This is a genomic window from Telluribacter sp. (assembly GCF_035998675.1).
In the GTDB taxonomy this organism is placed as follows: Bacteria; Bacteroidota; Bacteroidia; order Cytophagales; family Spirosomataceae; genus Telluribacter.
This window is the reverse complement of sequence record NZ_DASYHI010000020.1, coordinates 624,604-641,443: the sequence shown is the minus strand read 5'-3', so window position 1 is coordinate 641,443 and position 16,840 is coordinate 624,604. Positions and strand designations below refer to the sequence as shown.

General features: G+C 49.7%; 16 protein-coding genes. 4 read left to right on the top strand and 12 right to left on the bottom strand.

The window, feature by feature from the left end:
* The first annotated feature begins 290 nt into the window (after positions 1-290).
* Positions 291-1,079 carry a murein L,D-transpeptidase catalytic domain family protein gene (locus VGN67_RS16845; RefSeq protein WP_327488020.1) on the top strand — a complete coding sequence of 263 codons (789 nt, stop codon included), beginning with the start codon at positions 291-293 and terminating at the stop codon, positions 1,077-1,079.
* On the opposite strand, the gene VGN67_RS16840 is transcribed toward VGN67_RS16845, so the two are convergent.
* The 4 genes from VGN67_RS16840 to VGN67_RS16825 form a co-directional block, all read right to left on the bottom strand.
* Positions 1,052-2,245 (bottom strand): L,D-transpeptidase family protein, encoded by a 1,194-nt coding sequence (locus VGN67_RS16840; RefSeq protein ID WP_327488019.1) that lies wholly within the window; start codon positions 2,243-2,245, stop codon positions 1,052-1,054. The genes VGN67_RS16845 and VGN67_RS16840 overlap by 28 nt on opposite strands.
* A gap of 281 nt (positions 2,246-2,526) precedes the next feature.
* Positions 2,527-4,656 (bottom strand): DUF5916 domain-containing protein, encoded by a 2,130-nt coding sequence (locus tag VGN67_RS16835; RefSeq protein ID WP_327488420.1) that lies wholly within the window; start codon positions 4,654-4,656, stop codon positions 2,527-2,529.
* 212 nt (positions 4,657-4,868) lie between these two features.
* A complete protein-coding gene (locus tag VGN67_RS16830; RefSeq protein WP_327488018.1) occupies positions 4,869-5,369 on the bottom strand; it encodes a peptide deformylase in 501 nt (166 codons plus the stop codon).
* A gap of 141 nt (positions 5,370-5,510) precedes the next feature.
* On the bottom strand, positions 5,511-5,804 hold the full coding sequence (locus VGN67_RS16825; RefSeq protein ID WP_327488017.1) for a DUF3817 domain-containing protein: 294 nt from the start codon (positions 5,802-5,804) through the stop codon (positions 5,511-5,513).
* A gap of 179 nt (positions 5,805-5,983) precedes the next feature.
* On the opposite strand from VGN67_RS16825, the gene VGN67_RS16820 reads away from it, so the two are divergent.
* Positions 5,984-7,258: an acetyl-CoA hydrolase/transferase family protein gene (locus tag VGN67_RS16820; protein WP_327488419.1), complete on the top strand. Its 1,275-nt coding sequence runs from the start codon at positions 5,984-5,986 to the stop codon at positions 7,256-7,258.
* Between the two features lie 3 nt (positions 7,259-7,261).
* Here VGN67_RS16820 and VGN67_RS16815 read toward each other — a convergent pair whose 3' ends face one another.
* Both VGN67_RS16815 and VGN67_RS16810 read right to left on the bottom strand, forming a co-directional pair.
* Entirely contained in the window at positions 7,262-8,536 is a 1,275-nt protein-coding gene (locus tag VGN67_RS16815; protein ID WP_327488016.1) for a DUF2254 domain-containing protein, read from the bottom strand.
* A 186-nt stretch (positions 8,537-8,722) separates the two neighbouring features.
* A complete protein-coding gene (locus tag VGN67_RS16810) occupies positions 8,723-10,189 on the bottom strand; it encodes a M20 family peptidase (RefSeq protein ID WP_327488015.1) in 1,467 nt (488 codons plus the stop codon).
* 75 nt (positions 10,190-10,264) lie between these two features.
* Between VGN67_RS16810 and VGN67_RS16805 the strand changes: the two genes are divergently transcribed.
* On the top strand, positions 10,265-10,654 hold the full coding sequence (locus tag VGN67_RS16805; RefSeq protein ID WP_327488014.1) for a VOC family protein: 390 nt from the start codon (positions 10,265-10,267) through the stop codon (positions 10,652-10,654).
* Here VGN67_RS16805 and VGN67_RS16800 read toward each other — a convergent pair.
* The 6 genes from VGN67_RS16800 to VGN67_RS16775 form a co-directional block, all read right to left on the bottom strand.
* On the bottom strand, positions 10,651-11,463 hold the full coding sequence (locus tag VGN67_RS16800; protein WP_327488013.1) for a sugar phosphate isomerase/epimerase family protein: 813 nt from the start codon (positions 11,461-11,463) through the stop codon (positions 10,651-10,653). The genes VGN67_RS16805 and VGN67_RS16800 overlap by 4 nt on opposite strands.
* Before the next feature lie 157 nt (positions 11,464-11,620).
* Positions 11,621-14,218, bottom strand: a complete 2,598-nt coding sequence (gene ccsA, locus VGN67_RS16795) for a cytochrome c biogenesis protein CcsA (protein WP_327488012.1) — start codon at positions 14,216-14,218, stop codon at positions 11,621-11,623.
* Positions 14,215-14,649, bottom strand: coding sequence for a cytochrome c maturation protein CcmE (locus VGN67_RS16790; RefSeq protein WP_327488011.1), 435 nt, complete (start codon positions 14,647-14,649; stop codon positions 14,215-14,217). The genes ccsA (VGN67_RS16795) and VGN67_RS16790 overlap by 4 nt, the downstream gene beginning before the upstream one ends.
* A 58-nt stretch (positions 14,650-14,707) precedes the next feature.
* Entirely contained in the window at positions 14,708-14,938 is a 231-nt protein-coding gene (locus tag VGN67_RS16785; protein ID WP_327488010.1) for a CcmD family protein, read from the bottom strand.
* A gap of 35 nt (positions 14,939-14,973) precedes the next feature.
* A complete protein-coding gene (ccsA, locus tag VGN67_RS16780) occupies positions 14,974-15,636 on the bottom strand; it encodes a cytochrome c biogenesis protein CcsA (protein ID WP_327488009.1) in 663 nt (220 codons plus the stop codon).
* 34 nt (positions 15,637-15,670) lie between these two features.
* Positions 15,671-16,333, bottom strand: a complete 663-nt coding sequence (locus VGN67_RS16775) for a heme exporter protein CcmB (protein ID WP_327488418.1) — start codon at positions 16,331-16,333, stop codon at positions 15,671-15,673.
* Between the two features lie 265 nt (positions 16,334-16,598).
* Between VGN67_RS16775 and VGN67_RS16770 the strand changes: the two genes are divergently transcribed.
* Complete coding sequence (locus VGN67_RS16770) at positions 16,599-16,826, top strand: FeoA family protein (RefSeq protein ID WP_327488008.1); 228 nt, start codon at positions 16,599-16,601, stop codon at positions 16,824-16,826.
* Positions 16,827-16,840: the final 14 nt, after the last annotated feature.

The following is a 16,840-nucleotide window of genomic DNA, read 5'->3' as shown; positions in this document are numbered from 1 at the left end:
ATATTAAAAAATTCCAGCACAAATTGTAAAAAAGCTATTTGTACCAACAGTAAACAGCCTGGGGAACCATTCTTTTTAGAATCGTTGTTGACAGTATGTACCCGCTTGTATATAGTAATTAAGCTCCTGAAAATTAGGAGTATACCGAAAGGAAACAAGTATAAAAACTGATTCTCTTTCAAAAAGACGGATGAAAAGGTAGCAGCAGGACAAGCTTGGGGGCTGAAAGAGCGTTAAAGGAAAAAGTGCAATTGTATTCAAAAAGTATTTAATAATTAAAATCTCTGTACATGAAGAAGGCTTTGGTAGTGCTGGTGATGACCGTAATAACACTTGGTGTTTTGTTTGGTTTCAGAAATGTTAATACAACTCCTCCCTCTCCTGTAAAGGACAACATAAGTACTATTGATAACGAAATTGAAGTAACTACTCCCAAAAATTCCCCCGAAAATCTTGAATGGGCTGCTCTTTACGAGTCGCTGGAACTGAGTAAGCTGGGTTTATCCAAAGAAACTTTTCGTTATGCGTTAGCTGGTTTTCAAAAGATGAACCTGCGTAAACCCATTATTGCCATTGCCGATTTCAGTCAGTCTTCCTGTAAAAAGCGCTTGTACGTAATTGACCTGAGTACTAAGAAAATTCTCCTGAATACCCACGTAGCGCACGGTCGCAACTCCGGCAATGAGTACGCAAAGCAATTTTCCAACGTAAATTCTTCCTACCAGTCAAGTCTTGGATTTTACCGCACGCTGGGTACTTACCAGGGTAAGCATGGCCTTTCGCTTCGTTTGGAAGGACTTGAAAAAGGTATCAACGATCAGGCGCTTCAGCGTGCCATTGTTATGCACGGTGCCGACTACGTAAGCGAAGATTTTATTCGTCGTACCGGTCGTCTGGGCCGCAGCCTTGGCTGCCCCGCCATCTCAATGGCCGACCATCAGAATTTAATCGGTTTGTTGAACGGCGGAGCAGGTTTGTTCCTGTATTATCCGGATGCCAAGTACCTCAGTACCTCTACATTGCTGGCCGGACTGGACCCCATTAACGTTGATCAGGCGGTACGCTTGTCCCAGCCGTAAACATCCTCGAAATAAACCAGCTGGCCAGCTTCGTTGATATCGGCTCCCAGGTAAAACAGAAACACTGGTACCTTTTTGCTGAATGGGTGGCTTTTCGGAGGATGATCTTCCTTTGGATCTTCCAGAAACTCATTTTCCAGTAGCTTTTCACCGGCCATAAAATTGGCCAGATCTGCCGGGTGCTGGACCCGAACGCAACCGTGGCTTCTCCACCGTTGATCTTTGGCAAAAAGGTACCGGGCGTTGGTATCGTGCAAATAAATAGCGTGGGGGTTTTCGATATCGACTTTCAGAAGACCCAGCGAGTTATCCTCTCCGGTATCCTGCCGGAATCGATACGGAAAATCACTCTCACTCAGGCTATACCAGTCAATTTCACCAGGTTCTACCCGTTCCCCCTGACCATTAATAACCTCAATCTTGTTTCTTTCCAGAAAGCCCAGGTCATTCTTTATTTTAGGAAGCATTTCCTTGGTAGCAATACTTGTGGGAACGTTCCAGTACGGATAGGTGATGATTTGGGTGGCATAGGTATCCATGGAGGGTGTAGGCGTATCCTTTTTCCCCGTAATTACCCGCATGTTCATGGCATCTTTGCCCGTAGCATCAATTCCTTTCAGGTAAGCACCCCGAATATTCACCATGACCAGCCGTTCCGCCTGCCGGGCTTGCCGGTGTATCCAGCGGTAGGCATTCAGAGAAGCGGCAACAATAGCGGCACTGTCGCCTTTGTTTTCACCCTGCAGTCGCTTATAATGGTTCTTTAACTGTCTGTACGAATCATAAGGCGGTTCTAAGGAAGCCATGATTGGCTCCAATTCAGCCATTTCTTTAGGTTCGTCGTTTACCAGGTTCCACCCTACTTGACGAATAACCGCAGTGTCGGCTTCGTTCTCTTTCTTGATGTACTTGATGTTGGCGGGTTTATGCCCATATCCAATTTCTTCCAGTAGTCCAAGTACGGGAGCATTGGCTTCCCGAAAAGCAAACTTTTCGGTGTTGATACCAATTGACTTTCCGTAGTTGAGTAACTTTTCGTAGGCTTCTCTTTCGCCCAGTTCCTTTATCAGATTCTCATCTGTTCTTTCAACGGCTGTATGCTGACAGGCAGTAGTACCTACCAGGATTATTGCCAACAGGCAGAATGCCTGACCAATTGATTTCATAATAGATAGAAAGTAAGTTATACCTACCTCTATTTAAATTGTTATGCTAATGGTCAGTATTTTGACGAGTTTGGGTACAATAAGTTGATATACAAATAGATGGGAGCTTTAATTGTTAGTTTTTAAGCTGGATACTCTATTAATATTGCGGAAATTTGTATACATAATGCGGCTGATAAATGGGTATTTACCGGCTTAAAGTACCCAGTTGTATACATTTGGGTACCACATCAAATTTCCCTGCGAATCCAGGTCAACTGTCTGGTAAAGGATGACAGAAATCAGACATTCCACCAGTACGTAAATTTGATAACCAGCGCGCGGGTTTTAACCATAAAGTTTTCCGGCAGGTAGTTGTCGGTATATACCACAAACAAGTCTGAGGCTGGCTTGTAACGCCACTGCAGGCGGGTGTTAAGGTTGACGTTATCAGCTTGTTTATTGTACTGCAGGAAGGTAGTCAGAAACAGGTTATTCCGGAAGGTCACATCAACCCGGGGGCCAACCAGCCAGAATTGCGTGCGGTTCCAGGGGGCGGGAAGCCGTATGTCGTTGTAGTCGCTTCGGAGCGTAATGGCTACGTACGGTTGAAACCGGTACCCTAACTCATTGCTGAAGTTAGTTCGGGAGCCGTTGGCATAGTAACCACCAAAGCGTCCGCTGACCGAGTAAGTAAAGAGGTTCTGTGGCCCGGATATAACGTTAAATCCGGTGGAAGTCCAGCGGTGTTCGGTACCGGTTGCCAGCTGCTCCCGGCCCGAATTGGTCGGGTCGAAGGGCCTGAGCAACCTCACGTAGTCGGAGGCGGCCCAAACCGAAGCCGAGCCCCTGTTTATAAAGTTAACATTATATATGAATACTATTTCGTTGTCGCTCAACTGTCGTTGTTTGTCCCAGAAGGTGGAGGCAAACATACGGGGCCCGTGACTAATGATTTTGGGTGATTTGATAAAAAACAGGTACCCGATACTTGGGTTAATTTTAAAATACCCATTACGGGCGGCATTGGGTACGTAACCTACCTCCGCATTGTAGTTAGAGCCAACGTATTCGTGTTGCCAGCGCCAGAAAAAATTGGCCTTATTAAAATTGAGGTTGGCCGCGTGAGCAAAATCATCGCCCCGTCGGTCGGGGCTGAAAGACTTAAGGAGCATAACTTTTCCGGCCCAAACGTCACTGGCAGAAGCTAAATTAAATTCTCCCCCAACGTTACGGTTGTACCGGCTGTGGAACCTGTGTATTTCCGGATTGAAGTTAAAAGCCTCTTTATTGACCATCATAAAGCGGACGTTTGACCGGGCGAGTACCTGCCGCTGCAAGGCAAATACCGCATAATTGTTGCTGGGTTGGTCATCCTGGGCGGCCGTCTGAACATCCAGTAAACCCAGGCGCCAGTTTTTATCCAGTTTACCGCTCAGCCGCGAACCAAACAGGATTGGTACTCCCAGGCCTATACGCCGGGAAAAGAAAGGCCGGATAGTAGAGTAGCCAAAATTGGCAAAAAGGTCAGCGTTTTCTAAAAAGAACTGACGGCGTTCCGGAAAGAACAGCTCGAACCGGTCCAGATTGGTTTGCTGAACGTCCACGTCAACCTGCGAAAAGTCCGGGTTTACCGTCAGGTCCAGGTTCATGGAAGGAGTTATACCAATCTTTACGTCACCTCCGGCATCAAAAGAGCGACCCATACCTTTGTCCCGACTGAAATTCCGGTTGAAGCGGGTAGCTACGTACGGAATAATCGATATGTTGGGTCCCGGACTTGGTGGTGGCTGATCCCAAACCAGCACACCCGTATAGGCCAAAGAGGCCGAGGCAAGCTGCCGGGGTACCGGTGCCCAGCCCGATTTTTCGGCTATGCTCAGGTCAAGGCGGCTGAAGTTAACGCCCCATTCGGTAATACCGGGCTTGTATCGGATACTTTTAAAAGGGATAGCCGCTTCCCAAATCCACTTATCATCTTCGTTCTTTACGGCTGTAAACCAGCGATTTTCCCAGCTCAGGTCCACGGCCCCGCCGTCGTGCTGCTGCCCGTCCCACTGCGCCCCCGCCGCATTAGCACCAAACGAAAATCCATTGGTACGGTCGTTGAAAGTATCCATGAAGAGGAGGAAATTGTCATTCTTTCCGAAGTTAAAGTCACGCTTCAAAGATTCTACGATTAACGTACCCGGAATTGGTTTGTAGTTTACAACCAGGATGTACAGATTCTGCTCATCGTAGGCCATGCGTACATCGGTCCGGGCGCGGGCATAGCTGGTATCCATGGGCTGAATCATGTGGAAGTTGCTGGCTACTTCGGCCGACTGCCATGCCTCTTCTTCCATCACACCGTCTATTTTTATATCTGACGTGGCTTTATGTATGTGGTACTTATAGTTTGCGTTGGGCTTCTGGGCCAGAACGGGCCCCATTAGCGAAAGGGCAAAGAGGAATAAGAGTAGTAAACGTTGCTGCACTTTTCTAAAAACTATGCTGAGAAACTGGTTGAAAAGCAAAGCTCGGAAGAATTGGTTTATACTCCTAGAACAAACCGAAGTATTAAGTGACAAATGGTAACCTGGCAGAATATAGTATTAGTTTTTAATAAATTTAACGAGTAATAGAAAAGTATATAATGCGGAGTTTACTTTTCAGGCGTAGCCCGCCAGCGGTACGACTTTTCATCAATGGCCCGCATGGTACACAGGATACCGTCCAGGTGGTCGTATTCGTGCTGGAGCAGTTCCGACAGGTCGTCGCTGAGGTCCCATTCCTGTTGTTGCCAGTCCAGGTCGTAAAAGCGGATACGAATCTGCCGGTGGCGCCGGAGGCGCACCAGCAGATTCGGCAAACTCATGCAGTCATCCCACAGTTCCATGGTTTTTTCACTCTGAAAGGTAATCTCCGGATTGATAAAGACAGTGGGCTGATTATTTATATTCATGTAAATAAGCCGCTTCATGTACCCTAACTGGGGAGCAGCAATAGCCCGACCAGCCCGGTACTTCTCTCTGAACTCAAAAAGCGTATTGTGCAAATCAGCCACCATGGTTTTAATCAACTCCATCTCGCCGGGGTGGAGAGGTTCACAGCGTTGGTAGAGGCGGTCGTCGCCCAGAAGGAGAATATCCCGGAGGCCTTTCATTTTTTAGTTAAAGAATGAGGGAGTGAGAGATTGAGAGAATAAAATTTTCAAATGTGTCTTTGTTAAATCAGGGGAAGAGAGATAAGTGCCATTTTAGAGACACAATCACTCATTCACCATTTACTCATTCCCAATTAAACCCTACCTGAACCACTTTATGTCGGCGTAAAATGTACCAAAGGGCAGGAGCGAGGCGACCAGGGCCAGGGTAATTTTTTTCCAGGACCAACCCAACTCATAAGCTACCTGCGCCACCAGGAGCACGTACATCACAAACAGAATACCGTGGGCCATACCCGTAACCCGAACGGCCTCGGGCATACCTGCCATGTACTTGAGGGGCATGGCTATTCCCAATAGGACCAGGTAAGAAACACCCTCCAGAAAACCCACTACCCGTAACCGGCCCAGGGAGGTTTTTATTAAATCAATCATGTTTGACGAAAAAATTAGGTTGAAATTACAAATATAACCCCGGACGGGCAAAAAAAGCTCCGGTTCTTAACACTCCCAAACATGATTTTGCTCATAGCTGCCCCGGGGGCGATTCTCCAATTTGCGGCATGATAATTTTTGCTTTGCTCCCTAACTACTTTACCATCGAATCAAGTACCATGCAGAATTTTACGAGTGCCGAAGAGGCCGTTAAACTGATAAAAAGTAATGACCGGGTTTTTATTCAGGCTGCCGCCGCTACGCCTACCCCGCTCATAGAAGCCCTGGCCGCCCGCAAAGACGAACTCCGGGACGTTCAGACTATCCACCTGCACCTGGAAGGCCCCATGCCCATTGCCGCTCCGGAATGTAGGGATGCCTTTCATCCCAATGCCCTTTTTATTGGCAGTAATCTCCGGCAGGCCGTTGCCGAAGGCCGGGCCAGCTACATTCCGGTGTTTCTGAGCGAGGCACCCCTCCTTTTCCGACGGGGTATTTGGCCCCTGGATGCAGCCATTGTACAGGTTTCACCCCCCGACCTGCACGGGTACTGCTCGCTGGGCGTATCGGTAGACGTAACCAAAGCCGCCGTCGAAACCGCCCGCCAGGTGATAGCCATGGTAAATCCGCTCATGCCCCGAACACTCGGCGATGCTCAGGTGCACGTGAGCCGCTTCAGTGCCCTCTACTATGAGGAAAGACCCCTGCTGGGGCACGAACCAAAACAACCCAACGAAATAGAAATGGCTATTGGTCGAAATGTGGCCAGCCTGGTAGAAGACGGCGCTACCCTTCAGGTAGGGATAGGGGGAATTCCGAATGCTACCCTAAGCTGCCTGACCAACCATAAAAATCTGGGGCTGCATACCGAAATGTTTTCCGATGGGGTCATCAATCTGGTGGAGAAAGGTATCATCAATGGCTCCATGAAAAAGAAATACCGTGGCCGCATGGTTTCGACCTTCCTGATTGGCAGCCGGAGGTTGTATGATTTTGTTCATGATAACCCCATGCTGGTAATGCTGGAGGCCAGCTATACCAACGATACCGCCGTGATTCGTTCCAACCCAAAGGTAACCGCTATCAATAGTGCCATCGAAATTGACCTGACCGGTCAGGTCAGTGCCGACTCCATAGGTACCCGCCTGTACTCGGGGGTGGGCGGACAAATGGATTTTATCCGGGGCGCCTCGCTGTCCGAAGGGGGCAAGGCTATCATTGCTCTGCCCTCGGCCACTACGCGGGGCGAATCCAAGATTGTCCCGATTCTGAAACCGGGAGCGGGCGTAGTGACGACCCGGGCGCACGTGAACTACGTGGTGACGGAATACGGGGTAGCCAGCCTGTTTGGACAAAGCCTGCGGCAACGGGCCCGGGCCCTGATCAATATAGCCCACCCTGACCACCGGGAAGATTTGGAAAGTGCGGCTTTCGAACGTTTAGGAAAAATATAGTACTTAGTCGGGGCGGGAATAGGAGAGGCTGTTGAGGCTGTTTTGTCGGACAGCCTGCTTAACCAGCTCCAGCAGCTTTACCACCGGTACCTGGTCTTCCACCTTATTAAGAGCAGTCACAAGTTGTTCCAGCATCCGGTGCATCTCCTGCCGTAGTACCCGGTCGTTTTTACCGTAGTCCCAAATGGGTAGCAGGAAGTTTTCAATCAAAGCAGTAAACGAAGGACGCCGGGCCACAATTCGTACCTGACCCTTGCTGTCGCGCAGTACCGTACGGGGGTGAAACTCCTGCTGATAGGTTAGCAGGTCGGCCAGCACGTGCAGGGACAAAACCGCCGTTCCGGGATCATTGATTCCCGGGCTCAGGGCTTTCAAAGCTACTTCGGTCAGTTGTTCAAAGCCGTAGTAAGGATTTTTTTTAATGGGTTGACCGGCATGCAAGTCAACCAGTACCTTGAGCGTATCTATTTTTTCGGACGTAATCTCCTCGTTCGACTGCACTACCATGTAGGTTGACCCGGCGAGCAGGTAGGTACCTATGGTGTAGGGAAAACTAATGAGCAAGTCGTTTTCCTCGCAAAAATGAACAAGACTTTTTTCGTCAAATCCCTGAAAATAATTGCCTACCTTCAGCTTTATTTCCTTTCCCGAGAGGTCCGGAAAGCGGATTTCGGAATCATCCTCCTCAGGGTTACTTCGGTCGCAATGTTCCAGAGCGTTCCGCGTTTCCCTGTGCAGTCTTTCAATAATAGTCTGGTACTTGACTGACTGCGTAATGTAGTGCAGAAAATAAATGAAAAGAAAGATGTCAATAACCGTGAGCAGGATTAACAGGTAAATGCTAAGAGCTGGTATATAGATGCCCGAGTCGATATCCCGAATGGTACTTAGCAGAAAGAGGGCGTACACAATGGTACCTATATAAAAACCAAGTACTGCCTGCTGAAACCGGTTGCCGATCATACTGTCAAGTATCCGGTTGCTCATATTGGAAGCCGCCTGGTTCAGCAGAATCATCACCATTGAAAAGCTGAACACCGTCAGCGATAGGATTCCCGCCGCAATGGTAGTGGCAATAGAGCGGGCGGTACTGGCATCCTGGAGGCTAATGAAGTCCCAATTCTGCTTAATATTTTTGCCTATATCTGAAAAATCGAGCAGCAGGGCCGCGTAGGAAAGGACAAGAAATCCGATGGCTATGAGGGCCGGATAAAAGGCAATACTATTTACAGTGTTGGAATAACGCTGACGAAACCATTTGGAAACTTTGTCGAACATAGCTGGTATTTAATCTTACCTGTGTACCAATAACTACCTCATTAACCACCAAATCCGGTTTTTGTCTATTTATTTAGTAGGCTAATAGTGGAAAACTGTCTTTACTTCCACCTTATATTTTGCAAAAAAGCCCGCTGGCAGCGGGCTACGAAAGTGGTATCGGATTTGCTTTTTAGTTAACCAACCTTACTGAGCCATATTCCGGATCAGGGTAGTATAGAAGCGAATCATTTCTTTAAAGGTGTCCGCCTGTATCCGCTCATTGGTACCATGAATGCGTTTGAGATCTTCGTCGTTGAGCTGGTAAGGCGTGAACCGGTACACGTTGTCACTCACGTTGCGGAAGTACCGGGCATCGGTGGCCCCTACCACCAGGTAGGGAGTTACCAGTACCTGGGGGTAGCAGCTTTGGATGGTCCGGTGCAGCAATTGAAAAGCCTCCGCATCCGGCGATGAAACGGGCGAGGGCTCGGTGTCAAATTCACCCAGCGTTTTTACGGAAACTTCCGGATTGTCAATGGCTTTTTTGACGTGCTCCATCACACCCTGTACCGAATCGCCGGGTAAGATCCGGAAGTTAACAATGGCGGTCGCTTCGCCGGGAAGTACATTATCTTTGATACCAGCCCGCAGGATAGTAGGTGCAATGGTGGTGTGGGTACTGGCGGCCCCGGCATTGGTGGCCGAAAAGGCGTTGATAAGTACGGGTTCAAACAGCCACTTGTTCGCAACGGCAAGTCGCTGGCCAAAGGACATTTCAGGTCCCAGATAAGTTAGCATTTCACCCACGGTACCTCCCAGGGTGGAGGGGAAGGGGGTATTCTGTAGCTTATCCAGGGCCGTGGCCAGCCTCCCGATGCTGGTTTGCTGCGGAGGCATGGACGAGTGACCACCTTCCCCCGTGGCGGTAAGTTCAAGGCTGGTGTAGCCCTTTTCGGCAATTCCTACCAGCGCCACCGGCGAGGTAATACCAGCCGCGCCATCGGTTTTTATAGTACCTCCTTCGTCCAGTACCATTTCCATCCGAATGCCGCGCTGTTCGAGTAAAGTGGCAATGGCCTTGCCCCCCTGTCGGCCACTCACCTCTTCATCGTGCCCGAAGGAAAGGTACACCGTGCGGGTAGGGGCGTACCCATTTTTTAGCAGGTACTCAACGGCTTCCAGAATACCAATCACCGTACTTTTGTCATCCAGGGTACCACGGCCGTACACAAACCCATCTTCGATGATACCCGCAAAAGGCGGCTTCTTCCACATCCGCTCCGTACCTTGTATAACTGGTACTACGTCGTAGTGCCCCATCAGGAGCATGGGTTTTTGGGTAGAATCGCTTCCTTTCCACTGGAAAAGTAAGCCGTAGCCATTGATGCGCTCGAGCGTCAGCTGACTATGGAGCCTGGGGTAGGTAGTAGCCAGGAACGACAGAAAAGCGTCGTACTGAGTGGTGTCGGTAAGGGAAGGGTCCTGATAAGAAACCGTCCGGAACTGTATGGCCCGGCTCAGGTGAACAATGGCCGAATCGCTGATGGCAACCGGTGGTGCCGGCGGAACATCGGTCAGTTGTCGGGAGGTGAAGGTAAAGGTATTCCAGAGTAGCACACCTACCAGTACCAGCAGGGCCAGGCCCAGTATCAATAAAGCTTTACGAACCATGAGGAGGATATTTTTTTCAATATACTGAATGCATTTTATTTATTTTACCCCACTACTTTACATTCCTGATTTACCATGCACATTGAGCACATTGCCCTTTATACCCGTCAGCTGGAAGTACTCCGGGAGTTTTACGAAAAGTACTTCGACGCTACTTCCAATGAAAAATATACCAACCCTACCAAAAGGTTCGAATCTTACTTCCTGAGCTTTGACGGGGGAGCCCAGCTCGAGATTATGCAAAAGCAGAGCGTACCCGAACACAGTGGTGAGCCGGGTGCTGAGCTTACCGGCCTTACCCACCTGGCCGTGGCAGTAGGTACCCACGATGCCGTCAACCGCCTCACTGAGCGCCTCCGTACCGACGGGTACCCTGTCGTGGGCGAACCGCGCACCACCGGCGACGGCTACTACGAAAGCGTAGTACTTGACCCCGACGGGAACCGCATCGAGATTACGGCCTAGGACCGGTTGTACCTCCTGCTCAGCAGGTCTTTCATGTACAGGTTAATGTCCCACTGGCTGGCAACGGGCAGGTTGGTGTACGGCAGGGTGGGCAGGTAGCCAGGGGCCGGACCAAACTCGCAGGTAATGGTCAGGGTAGTGGTACCTTTTTCCCGGTGCGTTTCTACCATCGCGTCCCACCAGGCCAGGTGTATCTCAAGGGCTTCCTTCCATTCGGGTGCCCGCGGATCGTTGACCTGAGGCCCCTGCGGATGCCCCACGCGGCTGTGAATATGGTCGGTGCGTTGTATGGCCCGTTGTACGTTATCGGGCTGGTCGGTCAGCAGCGACTCCGACACATTGACCCAGTGGGAAAGGTCGGCCGTGAGCCGAAGCTGTGGAAAGGCGGTGATATAGGGTTGCACGGCCGGGGCACTGTAGGTAAACCGGCCGCGGTGGGTTTCGTGCAGGATAGCTACCCCGGTTTGCTGTTGTACTTCCATCGCCAGCTGAATCAACTCGCTGTTTTGTTCAAATGAGTACCAGTCCTTGCCCGTATGGGAGTTGATGAGGCGGGGCTGGTATGAGGTCACTTTGTCGAGCCAGCCCCGGTAGTTCTTTTTCATTTCGGCAAACGAATCACCAATCGAAAAAGCCATCAGGATCAAGTCCAGTCCGTTGTCCCGCACGGCCTGTACCGCTTCGTCATACTTATTGTCCCAGACGGCTATTTCCATACCGTCGTACCCGGCGGCCTTGACCCGTCGGGCTGCCTCAGCGTAGCTCAGGCTTTCCATACCCCACATGGGGCAGTAGAAGAGTACTTTCATGGTGAAGGGTTTAGTATTGGCGTTGAAAGGGCTAATATACGGAGTAGCCAGTACTTGTACTAATAGGGCTACATTCGTAAAAGCTAGTCAATAACCCATAAAAAAGCCGAGGTACCTGGTGGTACTTCGGCTTTTGCATTTTAACTATCAAAAAGTACTACACCCGCTGGGGTTTCATTTTGGGTGATTTGGGGGCGGCGGTTTCCCGGGCCTCCTTGTCGCGCATCTTGACAAAGTCGCGGAAGCGGCGGAAGGTGGCCATAATAAAGCCAATTATCAGGACGAAAGTACCCAGCCAAAGTACGTTGATCAGGGGCTTCTCCAGCGCTTTCATCACTATAAAGTCCCGCTGGGTGGTATTGACAGCAAAGGTAAACTGTCCCGTCTGCGGATTGATTTCATTAAACTGAATACGCAAACCCAGTTCCTCGCTCACCTCAGGCTTACGGCCGATGGCGCGGTCACGAATGATGAACGAAGGCGTTATCACAAACTCCTGCTCTTTGTCCAGTACCCGAATCACCGCTTTTACGGCGGCGTCGTTGGGCCCCAGGGCTACCCCTTCCACTTCCTCGGTACGTACTACATTTTCCAGAATAGCCACGTAGTCGTTGACAAAGAAAGTGTCCTTCATGGCCACGGTAAACTCCTCGGTCGGGCTCCACTGCGGCTCGGCGGTTGGGTTGGTCACCATGGATACATACGTATACAAGTCTTTGTTGTATTTGCTCTGAATATCCGGCGAAGAAATCAGGCCCATGCGCGGGTTAATCTGCGCCCGGGGGTACAGCGTAAATATCTTACCCGACGGTTCGCGGTATTCAATTTCGTAGTAGAAATTCTCCGGATAAATTTCCAGCGTATCGCCTTTTTCGTGGTAGACTTTGTCATTGACGACAATATCCCGCATCGCAACGGCGTGGAAGTCGCCCTCGATCATTTCTACCCAACTCATAGGGATATAGCCCGGTACATCCCGGCCTTCAATACGAACATCCCGCCAGGTCAGCAGGAAGTCGTTCATGCGCTCGGGTTTGTTGCGCCAAAGGGTTATATTTTCCTTGTTTTCTTTGTTGTCATTGGCCGTAAATTCCTCCGAACGGGAAATCATAAGCCCGGAATTGTTGATGGAAACTACCTGGGTATAACCCGAGGAGAACAGGATACCAATCAGCATGAGCGCCACGCCAATATGGGTAACCGCGCCACCCGACAGACGGTAGTTGCCCCGGATAATATCAAGCAGAATACTGCCATTGGCAACCAGCGCGAATATGGAGGCGGTCAGGAGAACGATGTAAGAGATATTGCTCACCTTACCAATAGTAATGGCCGCTGCACTGATAAGCAGGGTGATCATTAGAGGAATGTAAAGTACCTGCAACTTTTCTTTACCAGCCCGTTTCCACCAGAAGTACTGACCAATGCCCGTCAGAATAATAATCAGGGAGAAAAACCAGATTTGAAACTTGTTGAAGTGGGCAATCTGATCGGCGGGCAGAGCCAGATTCAGCACAACGCCGAAGGACTCGGCAATGCTGTTATACACCGGAATGGAGGTAGTTGCCAGGATCTGGAAACTGGAAAGACACAGGAGAGTAGCCCCGATAAAAATCCAGAATTCCTGCGAGTAGGTAGAAACTTCCTCTTCGTCGGAGGGCAGAGATTTCCAACGGTAGATCAGCAGTCCAATGGCCGCAATCGTAAAGGTAAGGAGGTAAATCAGCAACTGACCCGACAGTCCTAAATCCGTAAAGGAGTGTACCGAGGCGTTGCCCAGGATACCACTTCGTGTCATAAAGGTCGAGTACAGAACCAGAATAAAGGTAGCAATGGAAAGGATGAAAGCCGTCTTGAGGGCGGTTGCATTGCGGCGGCCGATAATCATGGTATGAATGGCCGCAATAAGCACCAGCCAGGGTACAAAAGAGGTATTTTCGACGGGGTCCCAGTTCCAGTAGCCTCCGAAGTTCAAGGTCTCGTACGCCCAGTAAGCCCCCATCAGGATACCTACGCCCAGCACCAGGGCCGAAAACAGCGCCCACGGCAGGGCCGGGCGAATCCAGTCCTGGGTCTTGCGGAGCCACAAGCCGGCAATGGCGAAAGAGAAGGGTATCAGCGTAGAAGCAAATCCCAGAAACAAAGTAGGCGGGTGAATCACCATCCAGTAGTTCTGGAGCAGGGGATTCAGACCATTACCATCCGCGGGAATGAAGTCGGGGTTCATTTTCCAGACCGGCAGGTCGGGCATGGATTCTCGCAGGAGCAGGAATGGAGTAGAACCAATTTTCAGGTCTATACCCGGAACAATTACACCCAGTATCATGGAAGCCAGGAACGCCTGCACCAGAGCAAAAACGGTCATTACCGGAGCTTCCCAAGAGCGGTTGGTCACGATAAGTACCAGTCCAAGTACTACGTTCCAGAATATCCACAACAGAAAACTACCTTCCTGATCCTGCCAGAAACTGGAAATGACAAATTCAGTGGGCAGGGAAAGGGAGGAGTTGTCCCAGGCGTAGTGGTACTCAAAATAGTTATTTCCAATGATCCAGTACAGGCAAAATACCACGCCCAGTACCGCCGCAGCGTGTACAAAGAAAGTTATCCGGGCAAAGCGTCGCCAGGAGGTAATCTCGTCGGGAGCAGTGGTGGTGAGCCCGGACTTAAAGTAGGCAAAGGTGGCCACAAGCGCCGACACAAACGCCAGAATTACAAATAAATGGCCAAACTGGCCCACGGCAGTATGAATCATAACGTAGCGGCCTTAAATTCAGTAGTTTCGAGTTCTCCGTTTTCGTATTTGGAAGGACATTTCAGCAGGATTTTCTCGGCGGCAAAATGGTCTTTCTCCATTCGGCCAATAACCACCACCTGCTCCGACTTGTCAAAATCCTGCGGCTTGGGGCTTTGGTAAATTACTTTTTGCTCCCGGTTATTATTGTCCAGCAGGGTAAAGGCAAAGTAGTTGGGGTCCACCTCGGGTTGGTACTGCAGGCCTACGATTTGTCCGTGGGTGTCTTTCTTTAGTTTTCCAACCACGTGGATACTGCCGTTGTCGCCGTTCAGGGCCAGTTCTTCGGCTTGTGTGAAGTCAACGTAGGTACTGGCGTCACCGGCGGTTGACATAATAATACCGGCGGCCACGGCAATAATAATGAGGGCGAAAATATGGGTCTTTTTCATATACAGGTACTTGTGAAAAATTGTATGGTTTACACAACCTTCGGGGAAGAAACGTTCCTCAGGAGATTTTCTTTTCTAGTTTGCTGATTTTACTGTCCAACCGGACCAGATAGATAACGATGCCGGCAAATATCAAGGCAATTACCCCCACTACCACCCATATTTTGCCATCTTCACGTAGCCGGTCCGCCATTTCAATATCCTGAGTAGCAGCCTGCTGAGCCATGAGGTTTACGGTTACCGATAAAAACAGTAGTACGGTTGCAACAAGTTTTTTTAGGTGTATCATTTCAATACAGGGTACTTTGGGTAGGAGGATTATGGTTAATTTTCAGTCAGCTTCCGATCCAGGTTTTTGAGCCGGACCCGCAGGGTGGTAATCCATACCCCCAGGAGCGTCCAGCCCAGAATAGCCGGGTAAAAGACTGGTTTCATGACATTATCCGAATCATAAATCTTAAAGCCGGGATTACCGCCGTTGCCGGGGTGCAGCGAGTCGGTGAGCCGGGGCAGAATCCAGATCAGGACGTTAAAAATCACAAATGCAAAGATATTATAAGTACTTGATATTCTGGCTCTTTTTTGTTCATCTTCAAAAGCACCACGCAGCACCAGGTAAGCAAAGTAGGCTAGCATAGCAATGGCCGCGCTGATAATCTTAGGGTCTTTGGGCAGCGGGTCGCCCCAGGTGGCGCTTCCCCAGAGAGCGCCCGTTACATAGCCAATCAACCCGAACAGGATACCCGTCTTGGCAAATTCGGCCGATTTGTCGTCGTCGGTCAGGTTATTGCTGCGCAGGTACCTGATGGCGTATACCAGGGATATAAAGAGGAAAATTACCATCCCGAACCACATGGTTACGTGGAAGTACAGGTTGCGCACGGTTTCGTTCAGGATCGGTTGGCGGGGTACCCGGCCTACCAGCCCCATAACGAGTACGTAGAACAGCAGTACGACCGTCAGTATTTTCCACCAGTTCTTTTTCATATTTTTACTAACAAAAAATTACAACAAAATTATCCTAAGAACGCCATAAATAAGGAAATAATACCAAAGATAGCGCTACCACAATGGCATCCATGGCCAGCAGTACCAGTATTTCATCCTGATTAGCGCTCATTTCCAGATTATCAAGCGCGTTTTTAGCCAGTTTAATCACCATTAGCAGCATCGGGATAATCAGGGGAAAGCTCAGGATAGCCATAAGCGCGCCGTTGTTCTCGGCTTTGGAAGCAATGGCCGCCACCAGCGTTAGCGTAGTCGAAAACCCCAGGCTGCCCAGCACAATACTGGTCAGGTACATCGGCAGGCTACCCACCGGATTACCCATTACCACCATATAAAACCCAAAACCCGTCAGCGACAGGGCCAGCATCAGCAGGGAGTTGTAGATAATCTTGGAAATAATAATGGCGTGCGGACTGCTCAGGGTGTAGTAGTAAAGCAACCGGCCGTACCGTTCCTGAGCGAAGCTTTTGGCAATGGCGTTGACCGCCGTAAAAAGCAGAATAATCCAGAAAAGGGTATTCCAGACAATGGGGGTCAGGAGGTTGCGGCGGAGGTTGAAGCTGAGATAGCACACGAAGACCGTACTTACTACGTAAAGTAACATCCCGTTGAGGGCGTAACGCTGCCGCCATTCGAGGGTTATTTCTTTCCAGATGAGGGTCTTAACTTCGTTCAAGACGTAAATCGGTAAATAGCTGACAGGTACCTTAGGAACTACTCTCCCGTCGTTCGGCAATTTCTTCCCGGCCCGGCTATCAGGTACCAGTACCTGCATTTTTGCACAAAAGTACACTATAAAACAGTAGGGTGGTAAGACCTCAGCCATGTTTTTAAGAGACTTTTATCAGGGAGTACGCCAATCAGGTCCGGCTCCGTTTGATAATATCAGGATTGCGTAGTTACTTTGTATTAATTATATTTATTCTAAATAAGCAGCTGCTATGACTAAAAGAAGTGTAGCTGACTTGAAAAAAGGTGAAAGGGCCGTCATCAAGTCATTTACAGATCGCCCGATGTCCCTTAAATTGCTGGAAATGGGCTGCTTGCCGGGGAGTGAAATCCGGCTGGACGCGGTGGCCCCCTTCGGCGATCCCATTTGTGTCAACATTGGTGGTTTTTATTCATTATCCTTACGACTCAACGAGGCAGCTACCATTATTATTGAATAATCAGGCTACGCGTC